20 protein-coding genes and 1 tRNA gene are annotated in these 21,297 nt (G+C 67.1%); 9 read left to right on the plus strand and 12 right to left on the minus strand.

The window, feature by feature from the left end:
- Window positions 1-15 precede the first annotated feature (15 nt).
- From AW270_RS26525 to AW270_RS26540, 4 genes are all read left to right on the plus strand, one after another.
- On the plus strand, window positions 16-1,524 hold the full coding sequence (locus AW270_RS26525) for a potassium/proton antiporter (protein WP_369409006.1): 1,509 nt from the start codon (window positions 16-18) through the stop codon (window positions 1,522-1,524).
- 88 nt (window positions 1,525-1,612) lie between these two features.
- Window positions 1,613-1,918, plus strand: a complete 306-nt coding sequence (locus AW270_RS26530; RefSeq protein ID WP_061298714.1) for an FmdB family zinc ribbon protein — start codon at window positions 1,613-1,615, stop codon at window positions 1,916-1,918.
- 77 nt (window positions 1,919-1,995) lie between these two features.
- The gene (locus tag AW270_RS26535; protein ID WP_061298715.1) at window positions 1,996-2,802 is read left to right on the plus strand and encodes an S-methyl-5'-thioadenosine phosphorylase; all 807 of its coding nucleotides are present in this window, start codon (window positions 1,996-1,998) and stop codon (window positions 2,800-2,802) included.
- A 23-nt stretch (window positions 2,803-2,825) separates the two neighbouring features.
- On the plus strand, window positions 2,826-3,416 hold the full coding sequence (locus AW270_RS26540) for an SAF domain-containing protein (RefSeq protein ID WP_061298717.1): 591 nt from the start codon (window positions 2,826-2,828) through the stop codon (window positions 3,414-3,416).
- A 131-nt stretch (window positions 3,417-3,547) separates the two neighbouring features.
- On the opposite strand, the gene AW270_RS26545 is transcribed toward AW270_RS26540, so the two are convergent.
- Window positions 3,548-4,588, minus strand: a complete 1,041-nt coding sequence (locus AW270_RS26545) for a M15 family metallopeptidase (protein ID WP_245674865.1) — start codon at window positions 4,586-4,588, stop codon at window positions 3,548-3,550.
- Between the two features lie 756 nt (window positions 4,589-5,344).
- On the opposite strand from AW270_RS26545, the gene AW270_RS26555 reads away from it, so the two are divergent.
- Window positions 5,345-5,420, plus strand: a tRNA-Arg gene (locus AW270_RS26555).
- A gap of 115 nt (window positions 5,421-5,535) precedes the next feature.
- Here the strand turns inward: AW270_RS26555 and AW270_RS26560 are convergent.
- From AW270_RS26560 to AW270_RS26590, 7 genes are all read right to left on the minus strand, one after another.
- Window positions 5,536-6,927, minus strand: a complete 1,392-nt coding sequence (locus AW270_RS26560; RefSeq protein WP_061298721.1) for a tyrosine-type recombinase/integrase — start codon at window positions 6,925-6,927, stop codon at window positions 5,536-5,538.
- The gene (locus AW270_RS26565; RefSeq protein ID WP_030452043.1) at window positions 6,927-7,106 is read right to left on the minus strand and encodes a helix-turn-helix transcriptional regulator; all 180 of its coding nucleotides are present in this window, start codon (window positions 7,104-7,106) and stop codon (window positions 6,927-6,929) included. Before AW270_RS26565 ends, AW270_RS26560 begins: the two co-directional genes overlap by 1 nt.
- 12 nt (window positions 7,107-7,118) lie before the next feature.
- Window positions 7,119-8,663: a YfjI family protein gene (locus AW270_RS26570; RefSeq protein ID WP_061298723.1), complete on the minus strand. Its 1,545-nt coding sequence runs from the start codon at window positions 8,661-8,663 to the stop codon at window positions 7,119-7,121.
- Window positions 8,660-9,541 carry a bifunctional DNA primase/polymerase gene (locus AW270_RS26575; RefSeq protein ID WP_061298726.1) on the minus strand — a complete coding sequence of 294 codons (882 nt, stop codon included), beginning with the start codon at window positions 9,539-9,541 and terminating at the stop codon, window positions 8,660-8,662. Before AW270_RS26575 ends, AW270_RS26570 begins: the two co-directional genes overlap by 4 nt.
- A gap of 350 nt (window positions 9,542-9,891) precedes the next feature.
- Window positions 9,892-12,018, minus strand: a complete 2,127-nt coding sequence (locus tag AW270_RS26580; RefSeq protein ID WP_061298729.1) for a cell division protein FtsK — start codon at window positions 12,016-12,018, stop codon at window positions 9,892-9,894.
- Window positions 12,015-12,905: a DUF2637 domain-containing protein gene (locus tag AW270_RS26585; RefSeq protein ID WP_051759538.1), complete on the minus strand. Its 891-nt coding sequence runs from the start codon at window positions 12,903-12,905 to the stop codon at window positions 12,015-12,017. The genes AW270_RS26580 and AW270_RS26585 overlap by 4 nt, the downstream gene beginning before the upstream one ends.
- A gap of 344 nt (window positions 12,906-13,249) precedes the next feature.
- A complete protein-coding gene (locus AW270_RS26590) occupies window positions 13,250-13,498 on the minus strand; it encodes a hypothetical protein (RefSeq protein WP_030452048.1) in 249 nt (82 codons plus the stop codon).
- Between the two features lie 217 nt (window positions 13,499-13,715).
- On the opposite strand from AW270_RS26590, the gene AW270_RS26595 reads away from it, so the two are divergent.
- Both AW270_RS26595 and AW270_RS26600 read left to right on the plus strand, forming a co-directional pair.
- Window positions 13,716-14,474: a GntR family transcriptional regulator gene (locus tag AW270_RS26595; RefSeq protein ID WP_061298731.1), complete on the plus strand. Its 759-nt coding sequence runs from the start codon at window positions 13,716-13,718 to the stop codon at window positions 14,472-14,474.
- Window positions 14,471-15,352: a hypothetical protein gene (locus tag AW270_RS26600; protein ID WP_061298733.1), complete on the plus strand. Its 882-nt coding sequence runs from the start codon at window positions 14,471-14,473 to the stop codon at window positions 15,350-15,352. Before AW270_RS26595 ends, AW270_RS26600 begins: the two co-directional genes overlap by 4 nt.
- A gap of 87 nt (window positions 15,353-15,439) precedes the next feature.
- Here the strand turns inward: AW270_RS26600 and AW270_RS39080 are convergent, their stop codons facing one another.
- The 3 genes from AW270_RS39080 to AW270_RS26610 form a co-directional block, all read right to left on the minus strand.
- A complete protein-coding gene (locus tag AW270_RS39080; RefSeq protein WP_157522672.1) occupies window positions 15,440-16,066 on the minus strand; it encodes a hypothetical protein in 627 nt (208 codons plus the stop codon).
- Window positions 16,067-16,249: 183 nt separating this feature from the next.
- Window positions 16,250-16,507, minus strand: coding sequence for a hypothetical protein (locus AW270_RS26605; protein WP_061298735.1), 258 nt, complete (start codon window positions 16,505-16,507; stop codon window positions 16,250-16,252).
- Window positions 16,504-16,893: an ATP-binding protein gene (locus AW270_RS26610; RefSeq protein WP_063819344.1), complete on the minus strand. Its 390-nt coding sequence runs from the start codon at window positions 16,891-16,893 to the stop codon at window positions 16,504-16,506. Before AW270_RS26610 ends, AW270_RS26605 begins: the two co-directional genes overlap by 4 nt.
- Window positions 16,894-17,222: 329 nt before the next feature.
- On the opposite strand from AW270_RS26610, the gene AW270_RS26615 reads away from it, so the two are divergent.
- Window positions 17,223-18,557 carry a helix-turn-helix domain-containing protein gene (locus AW270_RS26615; protein ID WP_061298738.1) on the plus strand — a complete coding sequence of 445 codons (1,335 nt, stop codon included), beginning with the start codon at window positions 17,223-17,225 and terminating at the stop codon, window positions 18,555-18,557.
- On the opposite strand, the gene AW270_RS39085 is transcribed toward AW270_RS26615, so the two are convergent.
- Window positions 18,547-19,005 (minus strand): hypothetical protein, encoded by a 459-nt coding sequence (locus AW270_RS39085; protein WP_157522678.1) that lies wholly within the window; start codon window positions 19,003-19,005, stop codon window positions 18,547-18,549. The genes AW270_RS26615 and AW270_RS39085 overlap by 11 nt on opposite strands.
- 625 nt (window positions 19,006-19,630) lie before the next feature.
- Here AW270_RS39085 and AW270_RS26620 point away from each other — a divergent pair.
- The gene (locus AW270_RS26620) at window positions 19,631-21,142 is read left to right on the plus strand and encodes a DUF8426 domain-containing protein (protein WP_063819345.1); all 1,512 of its coding nucleotides are present in this window, start codon (window positions 19,631-19,633) and stop codon (window positions 21,140-21,142) included.
- Window positions 21,143-21,297: the final 155 nt, after the last annotated feature.

Consider the following 21,297-nt stretch of genomic DNA (forward strand, 5'->3'; position numbering starts at 1 on the left):
CCGAAAGGAGACCTAGTGCGGCTGGACCTCGACGGATGGCTTCTTCTCTCCGCCGCGATCGTCCTGGCGGCCGTGATCTCCGTCAGAGTCGCACACCGCACGGGTCTGCCCTCGCTGCTGCTCTATCTCGCGCTGGGCGTCGCCCTCGGTGAGGCGGGCCTCGGCATCCACTTCGAGGACGCCGAGCTGGCCAAACAGCTCGGCCTGATCGCTCTCGCGGTCATTCTGGCCGAAGGCGGGCTCACCACCAACTGGGAACACGTGCGCACGGCCGTGCCGACGGCGCTGGTGCTGGCGACGTTCGGCGTGGCGGTCAGCATCCTGACGCTGGCACTGGCCGTCTTCGGGTTCCTCGCCCTCGACTGGCGAACGGCGATGCTGCTGGGCGCGGTCCTCGCGTCCACCGACGCCGCGGCCGTGTTCAGCGTGCTGCGCCGGCTCCCGCTGCCGCCGCGCCTGGCGGGCATCCTGGAGGCCGAGTCGGGCTTCAACGACGCCCCCACGGTGATCGTCGTCGTGATGCTCAGCCAGGTCAGCCAGCCCATGCCCACCACGTGGAACGTTCTGGGCACCTCGCTGTGGGAGCTGGCCGCCGGCGCGGCCGTCGGCTGCGCGGCCGGTCCGATCGCCGCCTACGCCCTGCGCCGGGTCGCGCTGCCCGCCTCGGGCCTCTATCCGATCGCCGTCCTCGCAGTGGCCTTCATCGCCTACAGCGGCGCGGTCAGCCTCCACGCCTCAGGCTTCCTGTCCGTGTACGTCGCCACCCTGATCATCGGCAACAGCCGCCTCCCCCACCGGGCCGCGACCAGGGGTTTCGCCGAAGGAACGGCCTGGCTGGCCCAGATCGGCCTGTTCGTCATGCTCGGCATGCTGGTCAGCCCCGACGAGCTGCCGAGCCAGATCGTCCCCGGCCTGGTCGCGGGCCTGGCGCTGGTCCTGCTGGCCCGCCCGCTGTCGGTGATCCTGTCTTCCTGGGCGGTCCGGGTGACCCGGATCGGCCGGGTCACCTGGCGGGAACAGGTGTTCCTGTCGTGGGCCGGGCTGCGCGGCGCGGTCCCCATCGTGCTGGCCACCATTCCCTGGGCGGCCGGGGTGCCCCACGCGAAGGAGCTGTTCAACGAGGTCTTCGTGATCGTGGTGGTGTTCACCCTGGTCCAGGGCCCCACCCTGCCGTTCCTGGCCCGGGTGCTGAAACTGTCCGACAGCGGCGAGGCGCGCGACCTCGACGTGGAGGCCGCGCCCTTGGAGGAGCTGAACGCCGACCTGCTCCAGATGCGCATCCCGCCCGCGTCCAAGCTCCACGGCGTCGAGATCTTCGAGCTGCGGCTGCCCTCCGACGCGGCCGTGACCATGGTCGTCCGCGACGGGCACTCGTTCGTCCCCGACGGCAGCACCCGGCTGAAGCGGGACGACCAGCTCCTCGTGGTGACCACCGCGGCCCAGCGCCGGATCGTCGAGAAGCGCCTGCGTGCGGTCAGTCGTAGGGGCAAACTCGCAGGCTGGTATGGGGAGACAGGGGACTAAACTCCCCCACGGCAACGTTGCAGCTTGCCAGTTGCCTTATCATTTAGCAGTCGCTTGGGCCGAGTGCCAAGTCACTGAGGAGGACCGCGTGCCCACCTATCAGTACGCCTGCACCAATTGTGGTGAGCAGCTCGAAGTCGTCCAGAAGTTCACCGACGACGCCCTGACCGAGTGCCCCGCCTGCGCGGGCCGCCTCCGCAAGGTGTTCAACGCGGTGGGCATCGTGTTCAAGGGCTCGGGCTTCTACCGGACCGACAATCGGTCGTCGACGACGTCGTCCACGACCACGTCGTCGCCGTCCAAGCCGGCCACGGAGAGCAAGCCCGCCGAGACCACCTCGTCCTCCGGCAGCGCTTCCACGACCAGCACCCCCGCGAGCACTCCGGCGGCCTGACCTGCCGCTGAGCGGGTTGTCCACAGGAGGCGACAGAGGGTCGAAGCGGTGGGGCCGGGGACGCTAGGGTCGGCGCCATGGTCAATCGTGCAGACATCGGTGTCATCGGCGGTTCAGGGTTCTACTCCCTGCTCGACGACGCCGAGGAGATCGATGTCGCGACCCCCTACGGGCCCCCCAGCGACAAGGTGACGGTCGGGCGCATCGAGGGGCGCAATGTCGCCTTCCTCCCCCGCCACGGCCGCAACCACGGCTTCCCGCCCCATCGCATCCCCTACCGCGCCAACCTGTGGGCGCTGCGCAGCCTCGGCGTGCGCCAGGTGCTCGCCCCCAGCGCCGTCGGCTCCCTGCGCGCCGAGCTCGGTCCCGGCGCGCTGGTCGTCCCCGACCAGCTCATCGACCGCACCTCCGGCCGCATCCAGACCTTCTACGACGCGGGCGGCGCCGTCCACGTGTCGTTCTCCGACCCCTACTGCCCCGACGGCCGCTCGGCCGCCGTATCGGTGGCGCGCTCCTTGGGCTGGGAGGTCTCCGACGGCGGCACCCTCGTGGTCATCGAAGGCCCGAGGTTCTCGACCCGCGCCGAGTCGAAGTGGTTCGCCTCCATGGGCTGCACGATCATCGGGATGACCGGCTTCCCCGAGTCGATCCTCGCCCGCGAGCTGGCGCTCTGCTACACCTCGATCTCCCTGGTGACCGACCACGACGCCGGCGTCGAAGCCGGTGAGGGCGTCACCCACGAGGAGGTGATGGCGTTCTTCGCGGCCAACGTGGAGCGGATGCGCTCCCTGGTGGGCCAGGTGGTGCGGGAACTGCCGGAGGAGCGGGCCTGCGCCTGCGGCAACGCCCTCGACGGGATCAAGCTCCCGTTCGACCTGCCGTAGTCACCGAGTCTGGAGTTGTTCTGATGCGTGTCGCGGTGCCGGCGCGGTGGGCCCGGCTGCTCGCCAGGCGCCGTCGGCTGATCTCCGCCGTCCTGCTCGGGCTCGCGGTGGCCGGAACCCTGGTCTCCGTACGGTCCCCGTCAGGCGTGCCCGTGCTGGTCGCGTCCCGTGACCTTCCCGGTGGACGGCTGGCGGCGAGCGACCTGGCCACGATCCGGCTGCCGCCGTCGGCGCTGCCCGACGGCTATCTGGCGGCCGGTTCTCCCGCCGCCGGGAAGGTGCTGACGGCCCCCGCCCGGCGGGGCGAGGTGCTGACCGACGCCCGGCTGCTCGGTGGCGGGCTGCTGGCCGGCAGCTCGCCCGGTCTGGTCGCCACTCCTGTAAGGGTTGAGGACGCCGACGCGGCCGGGCTGGTGACGTCGGGGGACGTGATCGACGTGCTGGCCGCCTACGAGACACACGCGGAGACGGCGGCGGAGCGGGTGAGGGTGCTGACGAAGGCGCAGTCGGAGGAGGGCGGCCTGCTCGTGCTGGCCACGACGACCGGCCAGGCCACGTCGCTGGCCAGGGCGCAGGCCGGGGCACGGCTGTCGTTCGCGATCCATCCGCGTTAGAAGCCGTTCCGGCTGGACCGCCGTCGTCGCGGCGGGAAGCGGAGGGCGGCCGGTCGGCGCCGGGTACGAGCCCGCGCCGGGGGCGGCGGTCGGGGCCGGGGTGGGCGAGAGCCGTAACGGAAGAAGAGCCTTTAGAGAAGGGACCCGACCTTGGGGTCGTATTCCCAGTGCCAGGGCTCGAAGGGGCTCACGTAGGCCCAGTCGGGGTGGATCCAGCCGAATTTCTTGCCGTTCTGTTCGAGCCAGACGAATTCGGTGGATTTGTAGACGCGGATCGGACCGCAGAAGTCGATGGCCAGGCCGAGGCCGTGGTTGCTGCGGCCGGGGATGGCGGCGAGGCCGGGGCGCTGGTAGTAGACGATCTGCTGGTCGCGGAGGCTGCGGTAGCTGTCGACCACGCAGAGGTTCTGGCCGAAGCGGCGCTTGTAGGCCAGGTTGAGGTCGGCGAAGGCGATCGCGGCGTCGGCGCGGAGTTCCTCGCCCTTGAAGGGCAGCGGGCAGAGCACGTTCGTGGGGAGCAGCCCGTTGGCGTACTCCTCGGCGAGCACCACCCGCGTGGGGTCGCAGGCGCCGCCGCCGCGCTTCACACCCAGTTTGGCGAGCGCCCCCGTGAGGGACTTGACGGTCTTCTGCGACTGCTTGCGCAGGGTGTCGATCTCGAACGTGAGCTGCGCCTCCTGCAGGAGCTTGGTCGCCCGCAGCTCCTGCGCCTCCGAGGCCAGCCGCTCGCGGTCCTGGAACAGCCGCGTCGCGTCCTCGACCACGATGTTCCGCCCGGCGATCAGCTGGTTGACGTCGCTCATGGCCCGCAGCGAGGCCTCCCCGTTCGAGCTGGTCATGAGGGAACCCATGTTCCTGCTGGTCGGGTTCTGGTACATGACCTCGACGAGATCGGACAGCGGCTTGCGGATGCGCGCGAGCTCGGCGTCGGCGGTGCGAAGCTGGGTGAGCTTGGCCTCAAGCTGCTTGTTGGAGGTGTCGAACTCCTTCTGCCGGGCCACGAGCGCCTTGGTGGCGGCCTCGATCCCCTTGGCCGCCTCTTCGGCCTCCCGCCGCAGCTCGGTCAGCGTGGCAGGCTCCTTCTTCGGCGCCGCCTGCGCACTCCCCGCCTGGACCAGGGAGAACATCAGCATGACGGCCACGACCAGTCCCGCTGATCGAGGAGTAGGCACGCTTCGACTCCTCCGTTTGCGAATTCGTGACCTCGGTCAGGGAGGCACGTTACTACAGCGGGATGCGTGGTCGTGCCCGAGTCGTTGCAGCCGTTACATACCGATTGACGTGTCTTATGCCGTATGGGAGTTGTGGACCGTTCTTGCTGGTTGGCGGGGGTAATTTAGGCCGGCTTACGAGCTTCCTCTTGGCAGACCTCCCAGAGCCAGGTGTCCGTCCACTCGTCGGGGCACGCGGCCCTCACCTCTGCCGGAGGGGTCCGCCTTGCCCCGCTGCGCGGGGTTTCGCCTCTCGGGACCTTGGCCTCGGTGGGCGTTGCTACCTGGACTGGCGGTTCGGGCATGTCGGGGTGGTTGCCGTGCTTGTCGTGCTTCTCACGCTCGGGGGGTTTGCGGGCGGGGACACGGCCTTCGTAGAGGCGGTCCGGGGTCAGCGGGCGCGGGAGCGGGGTGGGGGCCATGAAGACCGGGGGCTCCGCGGGCTTGGCGCGCAGGTACGGCGGGACGCCGAATTGTGTTAGTTCGGCGACGAGTAAGCCTAAGGCCAGGACGGCTGGGGCCAGCAGGGCGGCCAGCAGGACCATGGGGCGTAGTGTGCGGGTACCGGGTCGGCGTCCTCGGGTCACGGTGCCCAGCCGATCACCTATCTCACCTTCGGGCCGCGGGGTTGTTGTTGCTTTACCTTTGGGTGGGAGGACCTTGAGGGGGGTTGGGTGGCGCGCGGGGGGCTCTTGTTTCGCTAGGCTTGGGGGGTCGGCTCCCGTAGCTCAGGGGATAGAGCACAGGTTTCCTAAACCTGGTGTCGTAGGTTCGATTCCTACCGGGGGCACCAATTAGAAGAGCCCTCACCAGCGGTTATGCCGGTGGAGGGCTCTTTCTTATGTCCGGTGGTGATCGGCTAAAGCTGATCGTTTGCGGGTGTTCTTACCCAGTTCTTACCCACGGGATTAGTCCGCTGCGAGTGCCTCCGCGATGCGCTGACGTGCGATGGCGTCTTGTCCGGCGACGCACTTGGCATAGATCCGGAGCAGGACTTCCACGCTGTGGCCTGCCCACTGGGCTACCTGGGTCGCTGGGACGCCTGCGTTGAGCCAGGTGGAGACGCAGGCGTGGCGGAGGTCGTAGGGGCGCTTGGCCAGGGCCGAATCGGCCTGGGCCGGAGTCAGGGCTTGCGTACGGGCTGCGCTCCACGCTCGCCGATAGGTGACTTGCGACAGTTCGTTGCCGCGCACGCCGAAGAAGATGCGGTTGTCCGGCCCGTTCGGAAACTCGGTCAGATGCGCGCGGAGGATCGCGGTGAGGGCGGGCGGCGTCGGAACGGTCCTTGAATGGCCGTCGGGGCGGTGTTTGAGCGAGCGCTCTTCTCGGATTGTGCGTGTGTCGGTCCACTCTCGCCCGGCGTAGGGGGCGGCCTTTCTGAAGTGGAGTTCGCCCCAGCCTTCCTCCTCTCCCTCTTCGAGGTCGGGGAGGATCACGTTGTCGGTGCGGAGATTTACCGCTTCCTCGGGACGCAGGCCCGCGTAGTACATGACCGCGAAGAACGCCACCAGGCGAGGACCGCTCGGCTGCTGTTGGCGAACGGCGTCCAGGAGTTTGCGGGCCTGGGCGTGATTGATCACGCTGGCTCGGTCGACTTCGTAGGTGCTCTTCGGGGGTTTCCAGTTGAGGGTCTTGAGTGGGTTAATGTCCAACAGTTTCAGTTCCACCGCGTAGTCGAGGGCGTTGGAGACGATCAGGCGGTGCTTTCTCACGGTGTTCGGTGCGGCGCGGGTGCCGGCCACGGTGGACGTCGCCTTGTCGAGTACGTCACGCATGAGACCTGAGTCGGTCAGGGCTGATATCGGCTTGCTGTGGTCGGCCAGCCACTTCAGCGTGGCCGCCACGTCGCCGGTCGCGGTCTCCCGCTGCTGGGTGTTGAAGGCATAGCGGTGGAGCGCCGAACGGAGGGCTTTGTCGTCCGGCTTGCCCTTCTGCGTCGTGTACATGGCGGGCGTGGCGGCCGTCAGCGCACGGGCGATGACCTGCCGGTAGTTGGCCGATGCGCCTTTCCACTTCATGTCGACGTACTTGCAGAGGAAGGCGTACCAGGTCATTTCCTGCGTCCGCGTCCGGCTCCAGGAAACCGGCTCTCCGGTCACCAGACTGAACGCCTCTCCATTGCGCGCCGCAGTGATCAGGCTGCTTCGGTAGGTCTCGGCCTGCGCCGCCAGCGGAAAGGACTTCCGCCAGATCTTTCGTCCGTCCGTCTGCCACTGGACTCGGTAGGACGTGGCCTTTCCTGCCGGGTTCTTCCTGACCTCGGTCTTGAAGACGCGGACCTTGTACGTGGTGTCGGTCATCAGGCGTTGTCCTCTCGGGTGTCGAGCCAGCGGTCCAGGTCGGCACGGCGGATGCGCAGGTCACCGTTGGGGAGCTTGAGGCACTTGGGGGCGCGGCCCTTGGCGCGCCAGTCGTAGAAGGTCGAGCGGCTGATCTGGAGTTCGTCGCACAGGTCGGCCAGCGTGAGCATGCGAGGCATCAGGGCGGCTCCTCAGGCGGTGCGGTGCAGGTCAGGGTGCACGGCGTAGCGGGGTGAGGGGTTGCCCCTGCTCGTGGTCGGGTCGGGTTCGCGGCGGATCCAGCCGGACTGCTCCAGCAGGTCGAAGGCGGGGTCCAGGTCGGCGGCCTTCTTGAACTTGCGCTGGAGCGCGCGGTGGGCGTCGCGGCGGGTGAAGTGTTCTGGCCTGGCCTTGGTCAGCCAGGCGTGGACGGTGCGGGCGGCCTCGACGCCGGGGTCCTGGCCCATGGCGTCGAAGGTGGCCAGGGCATGGGCGGTGAAGTACTCGCCCAGTTCGATGGCGGCGGTCATGGTGTCGGCGGCGATGGGCTTTCGCCAGCCGTCGCCGATGTGGGCGGCCAGGTGGAGCAGGCCGGCGATTCGGGCGACCGCGCCGTCGAACTTGGCGGCCCAGTCGCTGATGTGGGCCAGGTCTCCGGCGTCGGGGCGGAGCCGGGGTTCCGTGCGCTCCCGTTGAGCACGGAACAGGTCGGCCGCCTCGGGCGACAGGACCAGGCGGGCGGGGTCCTGCCAGCCGTACATCTCGGTGACGAGTCGTCCCAGGCTGGCCGCGTACTCCGCCGCGACCTGTTCGGGGACGGCGGGCGGATCGATCAGCCGATAGCCGACGTTGCTGGTCGGCAGGCTGTAGAGGATGCGCCCGAGCAGGCCCTTGCCGCGAAAGCCTGGTGAGCTCGCGATCTCGGTCACGATGTCGGGCTGGACGGCCAGGCCCAGCGTGAGCGCAGCATGGTCGACGCGCTCCCGGCGGCTCCGCCGGTCGACGATAAGCAGGTCGCCCGCGTGGCCCTTGAGGAACAGGTCCAGGTTCGCGACACCGGAGTACCGACCGGCCAGGGTGGCGAAGATGCCGCCCTCGGCCGACAGCACCGCCAGCCGCCCGCCCTGCTCGGCAAGCAGAGACGCAGCTGCTTCCGGCGTGATGTCATCGGCGATCAGGCGCGGTTCAGCTGGCACCGTGATGCTATCGACGGCCAGGGCGGCGCTGGTCGCCTCAGCGAGGGCATCCCCGGCAGAGTCGCCGCGTGCTGAGGCAGCCATGCGGGCGGCCTTGTCGGCGGACTCTTGGGCGACCTTGCGCGCCAGCTCGGCCTCAGTGATGAGTGGGCGGACCTGTTCCTGAAGTGCCCGCTCGGCGGCCTGGAGGGGCGCGACGATCGCCCGGAAGACCGGCGACTTGCGCGAGCCCGGCGGCATGGCGACGACCACGAACAGGTTGACCGGCTCGCACCAGCTTCCCCGGACGTTGACCAGCGCCCGCCCTCCGGCGGCCGTCGACAGCGCGGCGAGCACGATGCACCCGGCCAGGTCCACCGGCGTCTGTGTCTCCTCGGCCAGGGCGGCGGTGAACTCGCCAGCCCAGGCTGGGAGAGCGTGAGCGGGGAAGGCCGGCAACGTGCCGCGCGCAGCCAGCGGGACCGGGGTGTCCCAAGGTTGGGCGTGCATCGCGGTGAGCACCTGGTCGGCGTTGAGCGTGGAGAGCAGGGCCGTTGCGCGCTCTGCGGGTGCGTTGGTCATCGTGCGTCCCGGCGTGGCTGGCGGACTCCGGCGGTCAGGCCGGAACGGATGGTCGTGGCGGCTTCGTGCGCGGGCAGGCCGATGGTCTCGGCGGCCTCCTGGAGCGCGGACTCGACCAGGTGGCGCGGGAGCAGGCGGTTCGCGATGAGCTGGCCCAGGGCGAACGCGGCCTGATTGAGCGTGCTGTTGCGGGATCCGGGTCCAGCGCTGAACAGGCGTTCGGTCTCTCCGTGCAGGGCACGCCAGGCGTAGCGGGTCGCCTGATCACCTCCTAGGGCCGTCGGCGTGCTGCGAAGGCCGGTCGGCCTGTCGGTGAGTCGCGCGGTCAACCAGGCCGGGAGCGTGGCTGGGGCGATGGCGTTGGTCACCTCGTATTCGCCGGTCTCGCCCGTCGTCGGGACTCGGCTACCAGGGCCGACCACGTAGCCGCCGTTGGCGCGGGTGTCGATGAGCCAGCCCAGCCGTCCGGCGGTGTTGCCGAGACTGAGACCGGTGGGTGCGGTGAAGTACAGGTGCGTTCCTCCGTTGCGGGTGCGGACGGTGAAGGTGTCGAACGGGAGCGGCTGACCGGCTCGCTCGCAGAGCAGGGCCAGGGCGTCGGCGCCGTCGGTGACGCCGGGTTCGTCGAACGGCTCCGGCGGCACAGCGCCGGGCTTCGGCCGGTCCAGGTCGACGACCACGAGCCGGGACGGGCCGCAGGCGATGCCGATGTTGAACGGGTTCGCGTCCCAGCACCGGGCGATCAGGTCGCGGTCGGTGGTGGCGTGCTTCTCCCATGCGGTGAAGCCGCGGAGCGGCGTCTTCGCGTTCGGAGTGAGCGGGAAGACGTGCCAACCGTGCGAAGCGGCGGCGAGCGCGTAGACGTGACGGCTGTTCATCGGCTACGACCGAACCGGGTCAGATAGACCCAGACCTGCCAGCCCATCCGTTGGCGCAGGCCGGTGCCGTTGCAGGCGCGGCAGTGGCGAGACCGGCGCTTGTTCCGGCACCGGGCGCAGGGTTTCCAGGGCGACCCGACGCAGAGGCCTATGTAACCGAGCGTGACGACGAACAGGCAGAGGACTAGCAGGGCTATGGCGATGGCCACAGGTGGCTCCTAGGGATGTTCCCGGGGTGATGCAGATGGGCTGCTAGCGCGCTAGATCACGTACAGGCAGGGCTTTGAGGTGCTAGCAGGGGCGCTAGGTCTAGCGGGGGTGGCCGCTAGACCTAGCGGCGAGAGCGACGGCTACGAAGCGTCAGATGAGCGGTCGGCGAACGCCTTGGCGACCTCGTCGCGGGTGATCCCGCGACGGTTCGCGCCGCGTCCGTCTTCGGTGTTGCCCCAGACCTGGCCGGTGCGGACGCCATAGGGCTTTAGCGCGGTGGTGAGCTGGGCCGCCCGTGCTTCCGGTTCCAGGTCGGCCCATGGGCCGTAGATCGTCGGGCGCAGTTCGGCCAGCCGCGACACGACGACCTCGTTCCACACCTTCGGCTCGCCGACCACGCCCAGGATGTCGGCCAGCAGGTCGTAGGCCGGGGCGGTGTCGGCCTCGAACTGGTCGCCCAGGGCGTGGCCGGACAGCGTCCCCGCGTGGACTCGCAGGGCACGGGCCTTGAGAGCGATCTTCTCGGCGGCCGGCGCGTCGATGTAGACGGACTTGGTGATGCGCGGGGCGTCCCCTTCGCCCGCGTAGTAGCAGATCCCCTTGTCGGAGAAGCTGAACATGGTCGCGCGGATGCCGTTCTTGTGCGCGGACGTGCCGAGAACCATGTCGTTCTCGGTGTGGCCCATCACCTTGAGACACAGGCGAAGGACCGCATTCGCGCTGATGCCGGTCGGGAGCGACTTCGCATCCGGGCGCTGGGTTGCGACGATCAGGACGATCCCCAACGCTGGGCCGCGCTTGACCAGGTCGGTGCAGATGGACTCGAACTCGTCGCCGTACTTGGCGTGCTCGAACCAGACCTGGCACTCGTCGACGGCGATCACGATCGGGTGCAGCCCAAGGCTCTTGTTGCTGGCCAGTTCCGGCGTGACCTTCGACTCGGGGCAGACGTCCTTGGGCAGATTCCTGATGACCTTGGCGCGGCGGCGAAGCTCCTCCTTGAGCGCCCGCATGTCGGAGATCGCGTATGCGATGTCCTCGTCTTCCTCCCCGGCGCGGTACCGGTGGGCGACCGACTCCAGCGGCGACAGGTCGCCGGTGCCTTTGAGGTCGTACAGGTGCAGTTCGGCACGCGGGTCCAACGCCGCGATGAGGCACAGCAGGCGGAGCAGGAACGTCTTGCCCATACGCGGGATCGAGCCGATGATCACCGAGACGAACATCAGGGTGATGGAGGCGAACCGTCCCCGCTGGTCGGTGCCGAACGGCTGAGCCTTGAACAGGTCGACCGCGCCCGACTTGAGTAGCGGCCAGGCCGGCTGCTTGGCCTTGTTCATGTCCTGGTCGCCGACGAACAGGACCATCCGGCCGGTGTGCTGGTCTGGAACGGCCTCCGGCCACACGCAGCCCAGCGGGCGGCGCAGGCCGGACGCGAGCTTCTCCCGCCGGTCCATCACCTCGGCGACCGTGACGCCGTAGGGCAGGTCCAGGTCTGCCCGGTAGCCGGTGCCGCCGTCACGGGTGATCGGGGCGACGAAGTTGATCCCCGACCCGCCACGGGCGAGAGCTTGGTTGATGGCGGGCACACCCAGCGCGCCCAGGGCGCGGATCACGATGTCGCTGCTCAGCTTCTCGTGTGCGGTCGGCACGACCGCCCGATCGATCAACGGCCGGTCCGCCGGACGACCGGCGACGCCCAGGACGACCACCAGGACCACCAGCGCGCACAACTGAGCTCCCGGCGGGGCGAACGCGACCACCAGCCCGGCGGGCACGACGACGCCGAGCGCGAGAAGCGCGATCACCACGCGCAGCCGGACGCGGGCGTCCCGCTGGCGCGACAGCTTGAGGTAGGCCTCGGCGTCGGCCCGGCGGACCGCGTCCAGGCGGACGGGCCGCCCTTCGAGGTCGAACGTCCAGGACAACGAGCTGTTGACGACGCGGGCCAGGCCGACCGGGGCGCGCATGGCCAGCCGTCCGGCGTACTTCGGTGACCGGGTGACGTGGTACCCGGCCACGTAGGTGTAGTGGGCCGCGACCCACTTGATGGTCGCGGTACGTTCCGGTCCCGACCGCATCCATGACGGGACGATCGGGCGGCGGTCCTTCGACCGCTCGGCCAGGGCGGTCAGCCAGTCCGGGCCGTCCGCGTCGGGCCGGTCGACGCGGACGACGACGCCCTCGACCGGTCGGTCTTCAGCAGCCGCCCGGCGTTCCCGGGCGGCGTCGATCGGGACAACATCAGCAGTGGGCTCGTGATCCGTCATGAGGTCACCTCGTGAGCCTTGAAGCGGGCGGAACGGCGGGGAGGTGTCTCGGACCGGAGGCGGGCGAGCAGCGCCCCCGCCCGGTCGGTGGAAATGGACTGGCCGGTCTCGCGGACCGCGTCCCGGAGCCGGTCACGAGTGAGCGGCGTACCGACGGCGTCGTGGTCGGCGAGGATCTGCCAACCGAGCGGCATGAGGTCGTCGACATCAGCCCGGCGGCCGGTCGGCGGAACAGGAACCACGGCCGGACCTGCGGCGGGCGTGAGCTCACCGAGCCGGTAAAGCGCCCGCTCGCGACGGCTCGCCTTGAACCGCCACAGGCGGCCATACCGGTCGTGCAGATCGATCGTGGCCAGGACGCGCTCACGCTCACGGTCGAGCGCATCCCCATAGCTGCGGATCTCCCAGAGCACCATGCGCCGCCAGAGCAGGCCGGTCGAGATCGGAGCCAGCACCCAGCGAGAACTCCGGATGCGGTCCATCCGCGCCGGGTTGGCCAGGTTGGCGCGCTTGCGGATGACGTGGGCGCCCACCTCGACGGCGACCACCCACAGCAGCGGTAGCACCGCGTGGGCGACCATGCCGAACACGTCGGCCTGCGTGGCGACGTTCAGATAGACGGTGGCGGCGGTGAGCGTCCACGGAATCAGGCGCAACCAGCGCACCCGCATGTCCAGCCGGGCAAGGACGATGTCCAGCGCGGCGAACACTCCGATCCCGAGGTCGACACCGAGCGGAAGTAGGAAGGCCAGACGGCCGAAGGCCGGTTCGGCGGCCTGTGCCACGGTGGCGAAGGAGATGACGAATCCGATGAGGCCCAGCGCACCGACCGCCGCCGTCACGACGGAGACGGCCGTGTGCTCGCCTTCGGTGAGCGGGCGAGTCATCGGTTCCGGCTCCCTCCGCAGCGAGGGCATTCGGGTTTGGCGCACTCGCGCCCCAGGTCTCTTGACCAGAAGTGGGCCATCAGTTCCCAGGACCCACCGAGCTTGCGCTGATCATTGAGCAGTTGGCGGGCCTTGATGCGGGCGATGAGGCCACGCAGACGAACGAACACGGAGCCTCCTATCGGCCGGACTGGGAGCGGACGAGGACGCGGCAGGACCGGCAGCCGGCCACGCAGCGCATGGCGTGCATGACGCACATTTGGATCTGCGGGTACGGGGTGCCGCATCGGCAGCCAAGGGCTGAACCGTGGCGGTGTCCGCAGTCGGGACAGGCGAAGCGCATGTCAGCCCTCGATCCCGCTGACGGTCGTCCACGCGCCGGACTCCCGCAGTTTGTCCATCGCCTCGGCGACGGCGAGAGCGTTGCAGGAGGAACAGATGGCGGGAGTCGGAGCCTCGTCACCGGGCTCGCACTCTTCAGCGCCGTCGCAGACAAGGCAGATCCACTGGACGCCAGCGAAGGCGTCGTCCCGTCCGAAGTCGAGCTCGACGCGCAGGACGGGAAGGTTGGGCAGGTTGGACCCGTAGGTCATGATGAGTACACCTCTCTAAAGGGGTGCCGGGGTGCGGATCTGGTTTGGCGACTTGGGCCGCGTCCCGGCTTTTCTGTGTTCGGAGGCAAGTCCGCTTGTACGTTGAGTACGTACTCACCTCTGTGTACGTACAGTGCTACCCAGCGTGACCAATGTCAAGCAGGTTGGTACGGTGAGTACGTACACCGACACAGAGAGTTGAGAGGGGTGCGCCAACGTGCCTGCGGGAGCGGACACACGCGCGCTGTACGAGCGCGTCGCAGACGACCTCAGAGCCGCCATCGTGCGCGGCGAGTTGAAGCCCGGGGACAACGTCCCCGCAGAACAAGAACTGGCGGCAAACCACCAGGTCAGCCGCCAGACCGTACGCCAGGCCTTGCAGCAGCTCACGAACGAGGGGCTGCTTTCCAGTGGACGGGGCCGCGGGCGTGTCGTCCGCTCACAGACCCGTCTGCGCTGGCAGTTGTCCAGCTTCGAGAGCACCGCCCGCCACAACGCGGACGGCGACGCGTGGAACAACGACGTCCGCAACCAGGGGCACGAACCCCGCCAAGAGGTCACAGTCGGTATCGACACGCCGTCGGCCAAGGTCGCCCAGCGGCTCGGCGTCAGCGAAGACGACCTTGTCGTGGTGCGTCGGCGTGTCCGTTACGTCGACGACATGCCGTTCCAGCTCTCAGACAGCTACTTCCCGATGGACATCGCCCAGGGAACCGTGCTGATGAAGCCCGGCGACATCGCCGTCCCCGGCGGGATCCTGTCGTCGATCGGGCACCCGCAGGTGAAGACGCTCGACGAGATCCAGGTCAGGATGCCGACCAAGGACGAGACCACTCGCCTTGGCCTGCCCGCCGGAACACCCATCGCGGAGCACACCCGGACCGGCTACGATGCGGACGGCCGACCGGTCCGGGTCATGGTCTCGGTGCTCCCCGGTGACCGACACGTGTTGGTGTACGAGCTGGACGCCACGTGAGCGCCCCGGAGCTCGACGTCGATGACCTGTTCGCCGACGACCCCATGACGCGCCCGCTCACCTATCCCGGTCGGATCCCCCCGACCTCCGGACTGTTCGCCGACGGGCGGTACACCCGCCTGGACGTAGTCGACGGAGAGCCGGCCGAAGCATGGGTGCTCGAAACCGACCTCGGCCGCCTGGGCGACCACCTCGACCAGCTCGGCGTCGCGCCGATGTCTGAGCGGCATCGCGTGATCGCGGTCGGCTCCAACGCCGCCCCCAGCCAGCTCCACCGCAAGTTCGTCAACCACGACGTCCGGCCGGTCATCCCCCTGACCATCGCCGACGTCACCGGCATCGCCCCCGGCGTGTCGGCCCACATCAACCGGAACGGCTACATCCCCGCAGCCCCCATCGTCGTGCCGGGTGAGACATCCCGGCTGTTCGTGTTGTGGCTAGATGAGCCACAGTTCGAAATCCTCGACGCCACCGAGCCGAACTACGACCGGCGGCTACTTCCCCTCGACGACTTCCCCGTGGTCCTGACCTCGGGCGTTCCGCTCCAAGCCTGTTACGTGTACGTAGGCAAACATGGCTATCTGAGCGACGAGGCCGGGCAAGCCTTGCGGCTCACTGAGCAACGGGCGTTGATCACTCGCATACTCGGATTGTCGACTGAGCTACGGCGCCTGTGCGGGAGCACAGTTCCCGAGTTCCTGACGCGTGTTCAGGACGCGACAGTCCGCGAAGACGCGTACGAGATCTTCCGATTGGAAGGTTGGGCACGCTCTCAACCTGAGTTCTCAACTATTGAGCCTACCGATCGGCCCCTGCTCTCTCGCAAAGAGTGCGCCTCGGGTTCAGCTCGGGACCTTCCCAAAGATCGCCAAGTCTGAAGAGCTAAGGGCTACGTAGAACAGATGAAAGTCCGGATCGCTATCAGTTGCTGGCTGTCCGGGCCTTCTCTGTCGAGGTTAGCGAGACTAGAGGGTGACAGAAAGAATCATCTCCCAATGGCCTTGCCCTGTGCCATTGTCACCAGTCGGTCCGCCGCAAGGACAGACCCAAGCCCCGGCCTCGTCCGTTTCCAGGGGAGGCCAGAAGCGCAGATGTACGGCCTTCACATTACGCTGCAGGCCGATCACTGCACCGTATGCATCCTCGGAACCTTCACTCGACTCGATGTGAAGGTCCAGGTCGGCTGGGCCTCGCTCATACAACCCAATGTTGAGGGGCCCTCGCGCGTCCTGCGCTGGGGCACTGTTCTTGAAGATGGTCTCCCCGCGGACGCGATAACCACGCGGCAAATGAATCGTCACGTAGAGCCCCCACCGGCCGGAACCCTCCTCCCTGCGTGGAGAGATCCTCAAATCCCCCGGATGCGGAGGAGCCATCTCCTGATGCCATCGCGCAGCATCTAAGTCCGCAACCCGGGTCGCCTGCTCGGCGGCCCGCTCAGCAGCCTCCGCCGACTTCTTGGCGGCGAGGGCGGACCGCTTAGCATGCCTCTTCATCCCGATGTTGTAGATGGTGCCGACCATTGCGATGATCGCACCGCCCAAGGCAATCCAAGCCGATTCGTCCCAGTCCTTAAACGGGCTTAAGTCCATGGATCCACCTTAGGGGTGACGAGATCGTATTGCCTGAACGACAGGGTGGCTGAGCACGCCAGACCGCGCTCAGCCACCCCGCCGCATGCCGCCAGGCCAGGGCCGTCCACGCTGTGGGGGCAGTACGTGAACGACCTCACTCCGAGCCACGGATTCCCGGAGCTCATCAGCCCGGCGGCAGCCTCATTGGCCTGACCACTCGACCCACTCCTCATCGGTCATTAGGACCACGTTCTCTTCGACAGACCGCGCATCGATCCACTCGCGGTCGAGCCGTCCCAGCAGGTTGACGCACTCCCTGAACAGCCGCTCCCGCACCACGTTGGCCACGGCATGGGCGGAAGCAGCCAGCGCCCGCGTGACGCTGCACCTGTAGGCGGTCCCGTCGCACGAGGGCGCCCCGCAGCCCTTGGGCCCAGAAGCCAGGTCCACCCTGCTCACTGAGCCTCCGTGATCGTGGCGTAGACGACCTTGCCCCCGAAGATCACGGGTCGGTGGTATCCCCACCCCTGCGCCAGCGCCGCCACCAACAGCAGCCCCCGGCCCCCTTCCGCATCCTCATCAGGGCAGAGCACGCGGGGTGGCTCGCGGGAGCAGTCCCAGACCGACACTACGACCCCGGCCGCGCCCGACCTCGGGAGTCGGTAGGCGTCCAGGCCGATCACCTTGGTGGGTGAATCCACCACCCTCTCTGTCGCCGTGATCGCGTTGGTGGAGAGCTCGCTCACGACGAACTCGGCCGTCTCGCTCAGACCCTCATGTCCCCATGCCGCCAAAAGGCCACGAACATGCGCCCGCGCTTTCGCGACAGACTCAGGATGGGCCATAAGGCGCAGGTAGTTCCCAGGGGGAATTGCCGCACACGAATTCAGCAAGGAAAAGCGAGTACATCCTGTGGCCGCTAAATCCGCAGTTCCGCCGGCCTGCCCGTGATCATCTCGCCTTGCTGCTCTTCCGGCCCTATCGTGTGCCACGGGTCGCACCTCCGAGTGCGATCAATGGGACCCGTAGGACGTGGCGACGTTTCTGCGGGTCCCGCTTCTGTTCGGGGAAGAACTGCGGTGCAGTGACATACTTGGGCCACGGGTAGTAACCGAGAAGAATCAGTGCGTGGCAAATCTCGTATGCCACATGGCGACACAACCGGAGATGGTCGATGACCGAGCCCGAGATCTCAGCCGACGTTTCCGATATTTGGGAACTGTTCGGCCGCCACATCCGTCACGCGCGTAACACGAAAGATCTCAGCCTGCGCCAGCTCTCAGACCGTCTGAGCTGGCATTTCTCCCTGATTGGCAAATGGGAGCGCGGCATACACCGCCCACCGCTGGAAGCCGTCGAAAGGCTTGAGCACGCACTAGAGACGGATGGTCGACTTGTCAGTCTCTATGCCCTAATCGTCGAACTTGACCAGTTCCGCAGGCGTATGCTCAAGATTCGCCCAACAGCCTCAGCATGCGACGAGGATGACGATATGGACCGCCGTGCAGCCCTGCGACTCATGAGCGCGTTAAGCGCCGGAGTGACAGTTCCCGCAGGAACGCTGGAAACCATTCTCAGCAGCGTCGAACGATCCTTCGGCCTGCGGGACGACCATCACATGGACGACTGGCACAGAACCGTCCAGACGTATGGCCAGCTCTATTACGCCCAGCCGCCCAACGCGTTGATCGCGGACTTAACTGCTGATTTGCTAGAGGTCGGCCGACTTCTCCAGGACCCCCGGACTGGTCTCCCGCGCAATGAGCTGCTCCGAGTGGGGTCGCAGCTCACGGCCCTGATGGCCACCGACTTCAACGACGCCGGGAACCGGCGTTCCGCCCGGCTGGCCTGGCAGACCGCCCGTCGCACCGCTGACGCGTCCGAAGACAGGAACCTCTCCGTCTGGGTGCGGGCTAGAGAGGCCGACTGCCTGTTCTGGCAGGACCAGCCGCGATCCATGATCGCCGCTCTCCTCGACGACGCGTTGGGCCAGGCCCAGGGCACCCCCAGCACGGGACGCGCGATGGCCTTGGAGGTCCGCGCAAAGCTCGCCGCCCTCGATGGCCGGTCCGCGGACGCCATCCAGGCACTCAACGAGCTGGCCGACACCTATGAACGCCTACCCGACCACGCCACCACGGCCGGGGCGATCGGCTCGTCGGTGGGGACCAGCTACCCCGAAGCTTCGGTTCACCGAAGTGCGGCCTACGTGTACGCCTTCCTCGCCGACACGAAGAAGGCCCCCGTCGCGATCGACCGGGCCATTGCCACTTACCCGTCGAACCTCGCGGGCGGCAACCTGCGACTGATCCAGGCGCTGTCTGCCGTACACGGGGGCGATCTGACGCACGCCCTTCAGGATGCTCTACGCATCGCAGAAGGAGTTCGGCAGCTCACCCCCATGAGACAGCTCATCATCCGTCGCATCGTTGATGCGGTCCCTCGCGAGTCCGCCAACCTGCCGATGGTCAGAGAACTACGCGCGCTGGCTCACCCCGTCAACGCTTGAACAACGTCTTGCACACCTGCGCCTTGTAGCCGTCGAAACGGGCGCAGGGGTGGTGCCGGACGGAGCGGTGGCGTTTCGCCGCCGCTGGCCCCTTGACCTTCTTGCTCACCCTGACGAGTGGTGTCCGGCGCTTCTCAGTCGGCTTGGCCGACGCCGCGCTCTTGTCCACCAGAGGGACATGGGGCACGCTCACTGACGCGACTCTGAGCGCCACCGGAGCAGGTGGGGTCGATTGCGCTGCGGGAACCGGCGCAACCGCAAGTGCGGGTCGCGCGGGCTCTTCCGCTTGGACGATGACCCCCAAGGAATAACCGAACCCCACACCGAACCCCACGGCCAGGGCCAGCGTCACGGTTCTGCGGAACAGGCTGTGCCGGCCCCAGAGGAACCGGCCGAAGGGCTTGGTGGGCGGACGACGCTTGTAGGCGGACGGCGGCAGCTCGTTCATGGAAACCCCCCGATATCCAGTACGACCGGCCAGCCAAACGATCGCTGAGGATGGCGGTGTTCCCTCGCTGTCGAAACTTGGCGATCTTGCGCGGACACAGATGACAGCGGTGACAAGCATGCTTGCGCATGGATCCACCGGGAGTTTCGCGGGAAGTCGCTGACGGTGACCCGCGCTGACAGCCGTTGACACAGTCATGGCGTCAACGGCTGTCACGTCCTGTCACCGCTCCGCCATCGAGTGCGCGGGCCGCCAGAACTGGGACCCACCTTCGCCGTGTCATCGCCGTCATCACTGTCAACGGGTCAAACGCAGCAAGAAGCCTTTATCGCGCTCAGGGCGGTTCACTTTTCTGCGCCCCAAGCAGCATCAGCCTGCGCTGATCAGACAGCAGTGCATGTGCTCGGGATGGCGCGGAGGTTCTCGCCTGCCGGACAGCACCGGAGATCCTTCGACGAAAGGAGGGCGTACAAGATGGCCTCACGGCTGAGCAGCGACAAATGGACCCCCGCCGCTCAACATAGCCTCCAGCCAACTCCGACGCATCGCCATCATTCTCAAGATCACGCCCGGCATTCGGTGTTACCTTGGCCGTCTACGACCAACATCTCCTGAATAGGCAGCGATGGCGACTCGCGCATGGTTAGTACGGCTCGGCAGCACGGGTGAACGGGAGGAGGCTGCGCTCTCCTCCGGCCACGTGATTTTGGGATGGTCCGAATTGGATGACCTGAGCGGCTGCGAACTGAGGGAGGACCTGGCCACGCTCGTTGCCCAGGCCTACCCTGAGGCGAGCAAGGCCGTGCGCTCCAACTGGACCGGTCAGCTCTGGCGGTTCACCAAGGAGATGCGGCCGGGTGATTTCGTAGTATCACCGCTGAAGAACGGGAAAGTCGCCATCGGAGAGATCACGGGTGACTACCTCTTCGACGCGAGCGCCGAGCCCGAGTTCCGCCAACTCCGGCCGGTCAAATGGCATCGGACCAACATCTCGAAGAGCGTCATCAAGCAGGACTTGCGCAATAGCATGGGCTCGCTGCTAACTGTCTGCGGGCTTACCCGGTTTGGCGCGCCGCGGCGTATCGCTCACCTCGCACACCACGATTCCGATCCGGGGCCGCTGGCCGGCGAGATGGAAGTACTTGAGGGCTTCACTACCCCTCACGAACTCCTTGACGCAGTTATCTCAGGACAACCCATCCGCCTTACTATCCGCGAATTCCTCAAGCGATGGGGTGTCACGCGCCGGACCTCGGACGCAGTGGCCCAAATCGAAACTGACCTGGCCGCGAAGGGTGTTACGACGAACCCGCCCTTCACCGAGAGCTGGATAGACAACTCCATCACACTTGTGCCGATCGGGAGAGAGCCCGGCGAAACCACGAGCGCCGAAGAACGAATTTCTCTGGCCAATACACAAGATGCGCCCGATATGCCCCCGTTGACGCTGACCGTCAGCGTCGTACCTTCGGCCACTACACCTGTGGAATCGGTCGGACTGGGCGACAGCCTGCAGGTCGCGCGGACAAAACTACTCAGCGGACAGTTCTCCCAGCTGGCCGTCCTTGACGACAACGGAATCCTCCTGGGAGCGATCAGCTGGGAATCCATCGGCAAGGCAGCCATGACGAAAAGCCACTTAGCCACGGTCAGCAATGCCATTGATCGGACCGTCAATGCCGTTCACCTGTACACCGAACTCCTTAGTCAGGTCGGCGAAATCTACAATAGGGGTTATATCTTCACCTGCGACCATGCGATGAGGGTCGTGGGGATCATCACCGCTGCCGATATGACTAAGCAGTTCGGCCAGCTTGCCCGGCCATTCGTACTGGTCGAGGAAGCCGAGCGTCGACTCCGGCGGCGTGTGGACGAGGTCTTCTCCCTGGATGAGATTCGCAAATTCGCGAAGCTGTCTGCTTCGAAGGTGAAAGGCGCCCAAAACCTGATGCTGCACGACTATCAGAAGCTTTTGGAGTCCTCCGACCGTTGGGCCCGCATGGAATGGGACCTCGATCACCTGCACTTCCTGGATCGGCTGGACACCGTGCGGCGCATTCGCAATGAACTCATGCACTTCGCACCGGATCCCCTGGAGGACGAGAAGATGGACACGGTGGCAGGTTTAACAACATGATCCGTGTTGCGGATCCCCGCCCGTGAATAGGGTTGGGACCGTCACCACGTGCTCTGTCCAATCCGACGAATCAAGCCTCTGCGGGTTTGGTCGAGCGACTCCACAGAAGCCAGGAACATCAAACTCTCCAACGATGCCGGACCGTTTAACTGTGA

The organism is Herbidospora cretacea, from assembly GCF_001570605.1.
GTDB lineage: Bacteria > Actinomycetota > Actinomycetes > Streptosporangiales > Streptosporangiaceae > Herbidospora > Herbidospora cretacea.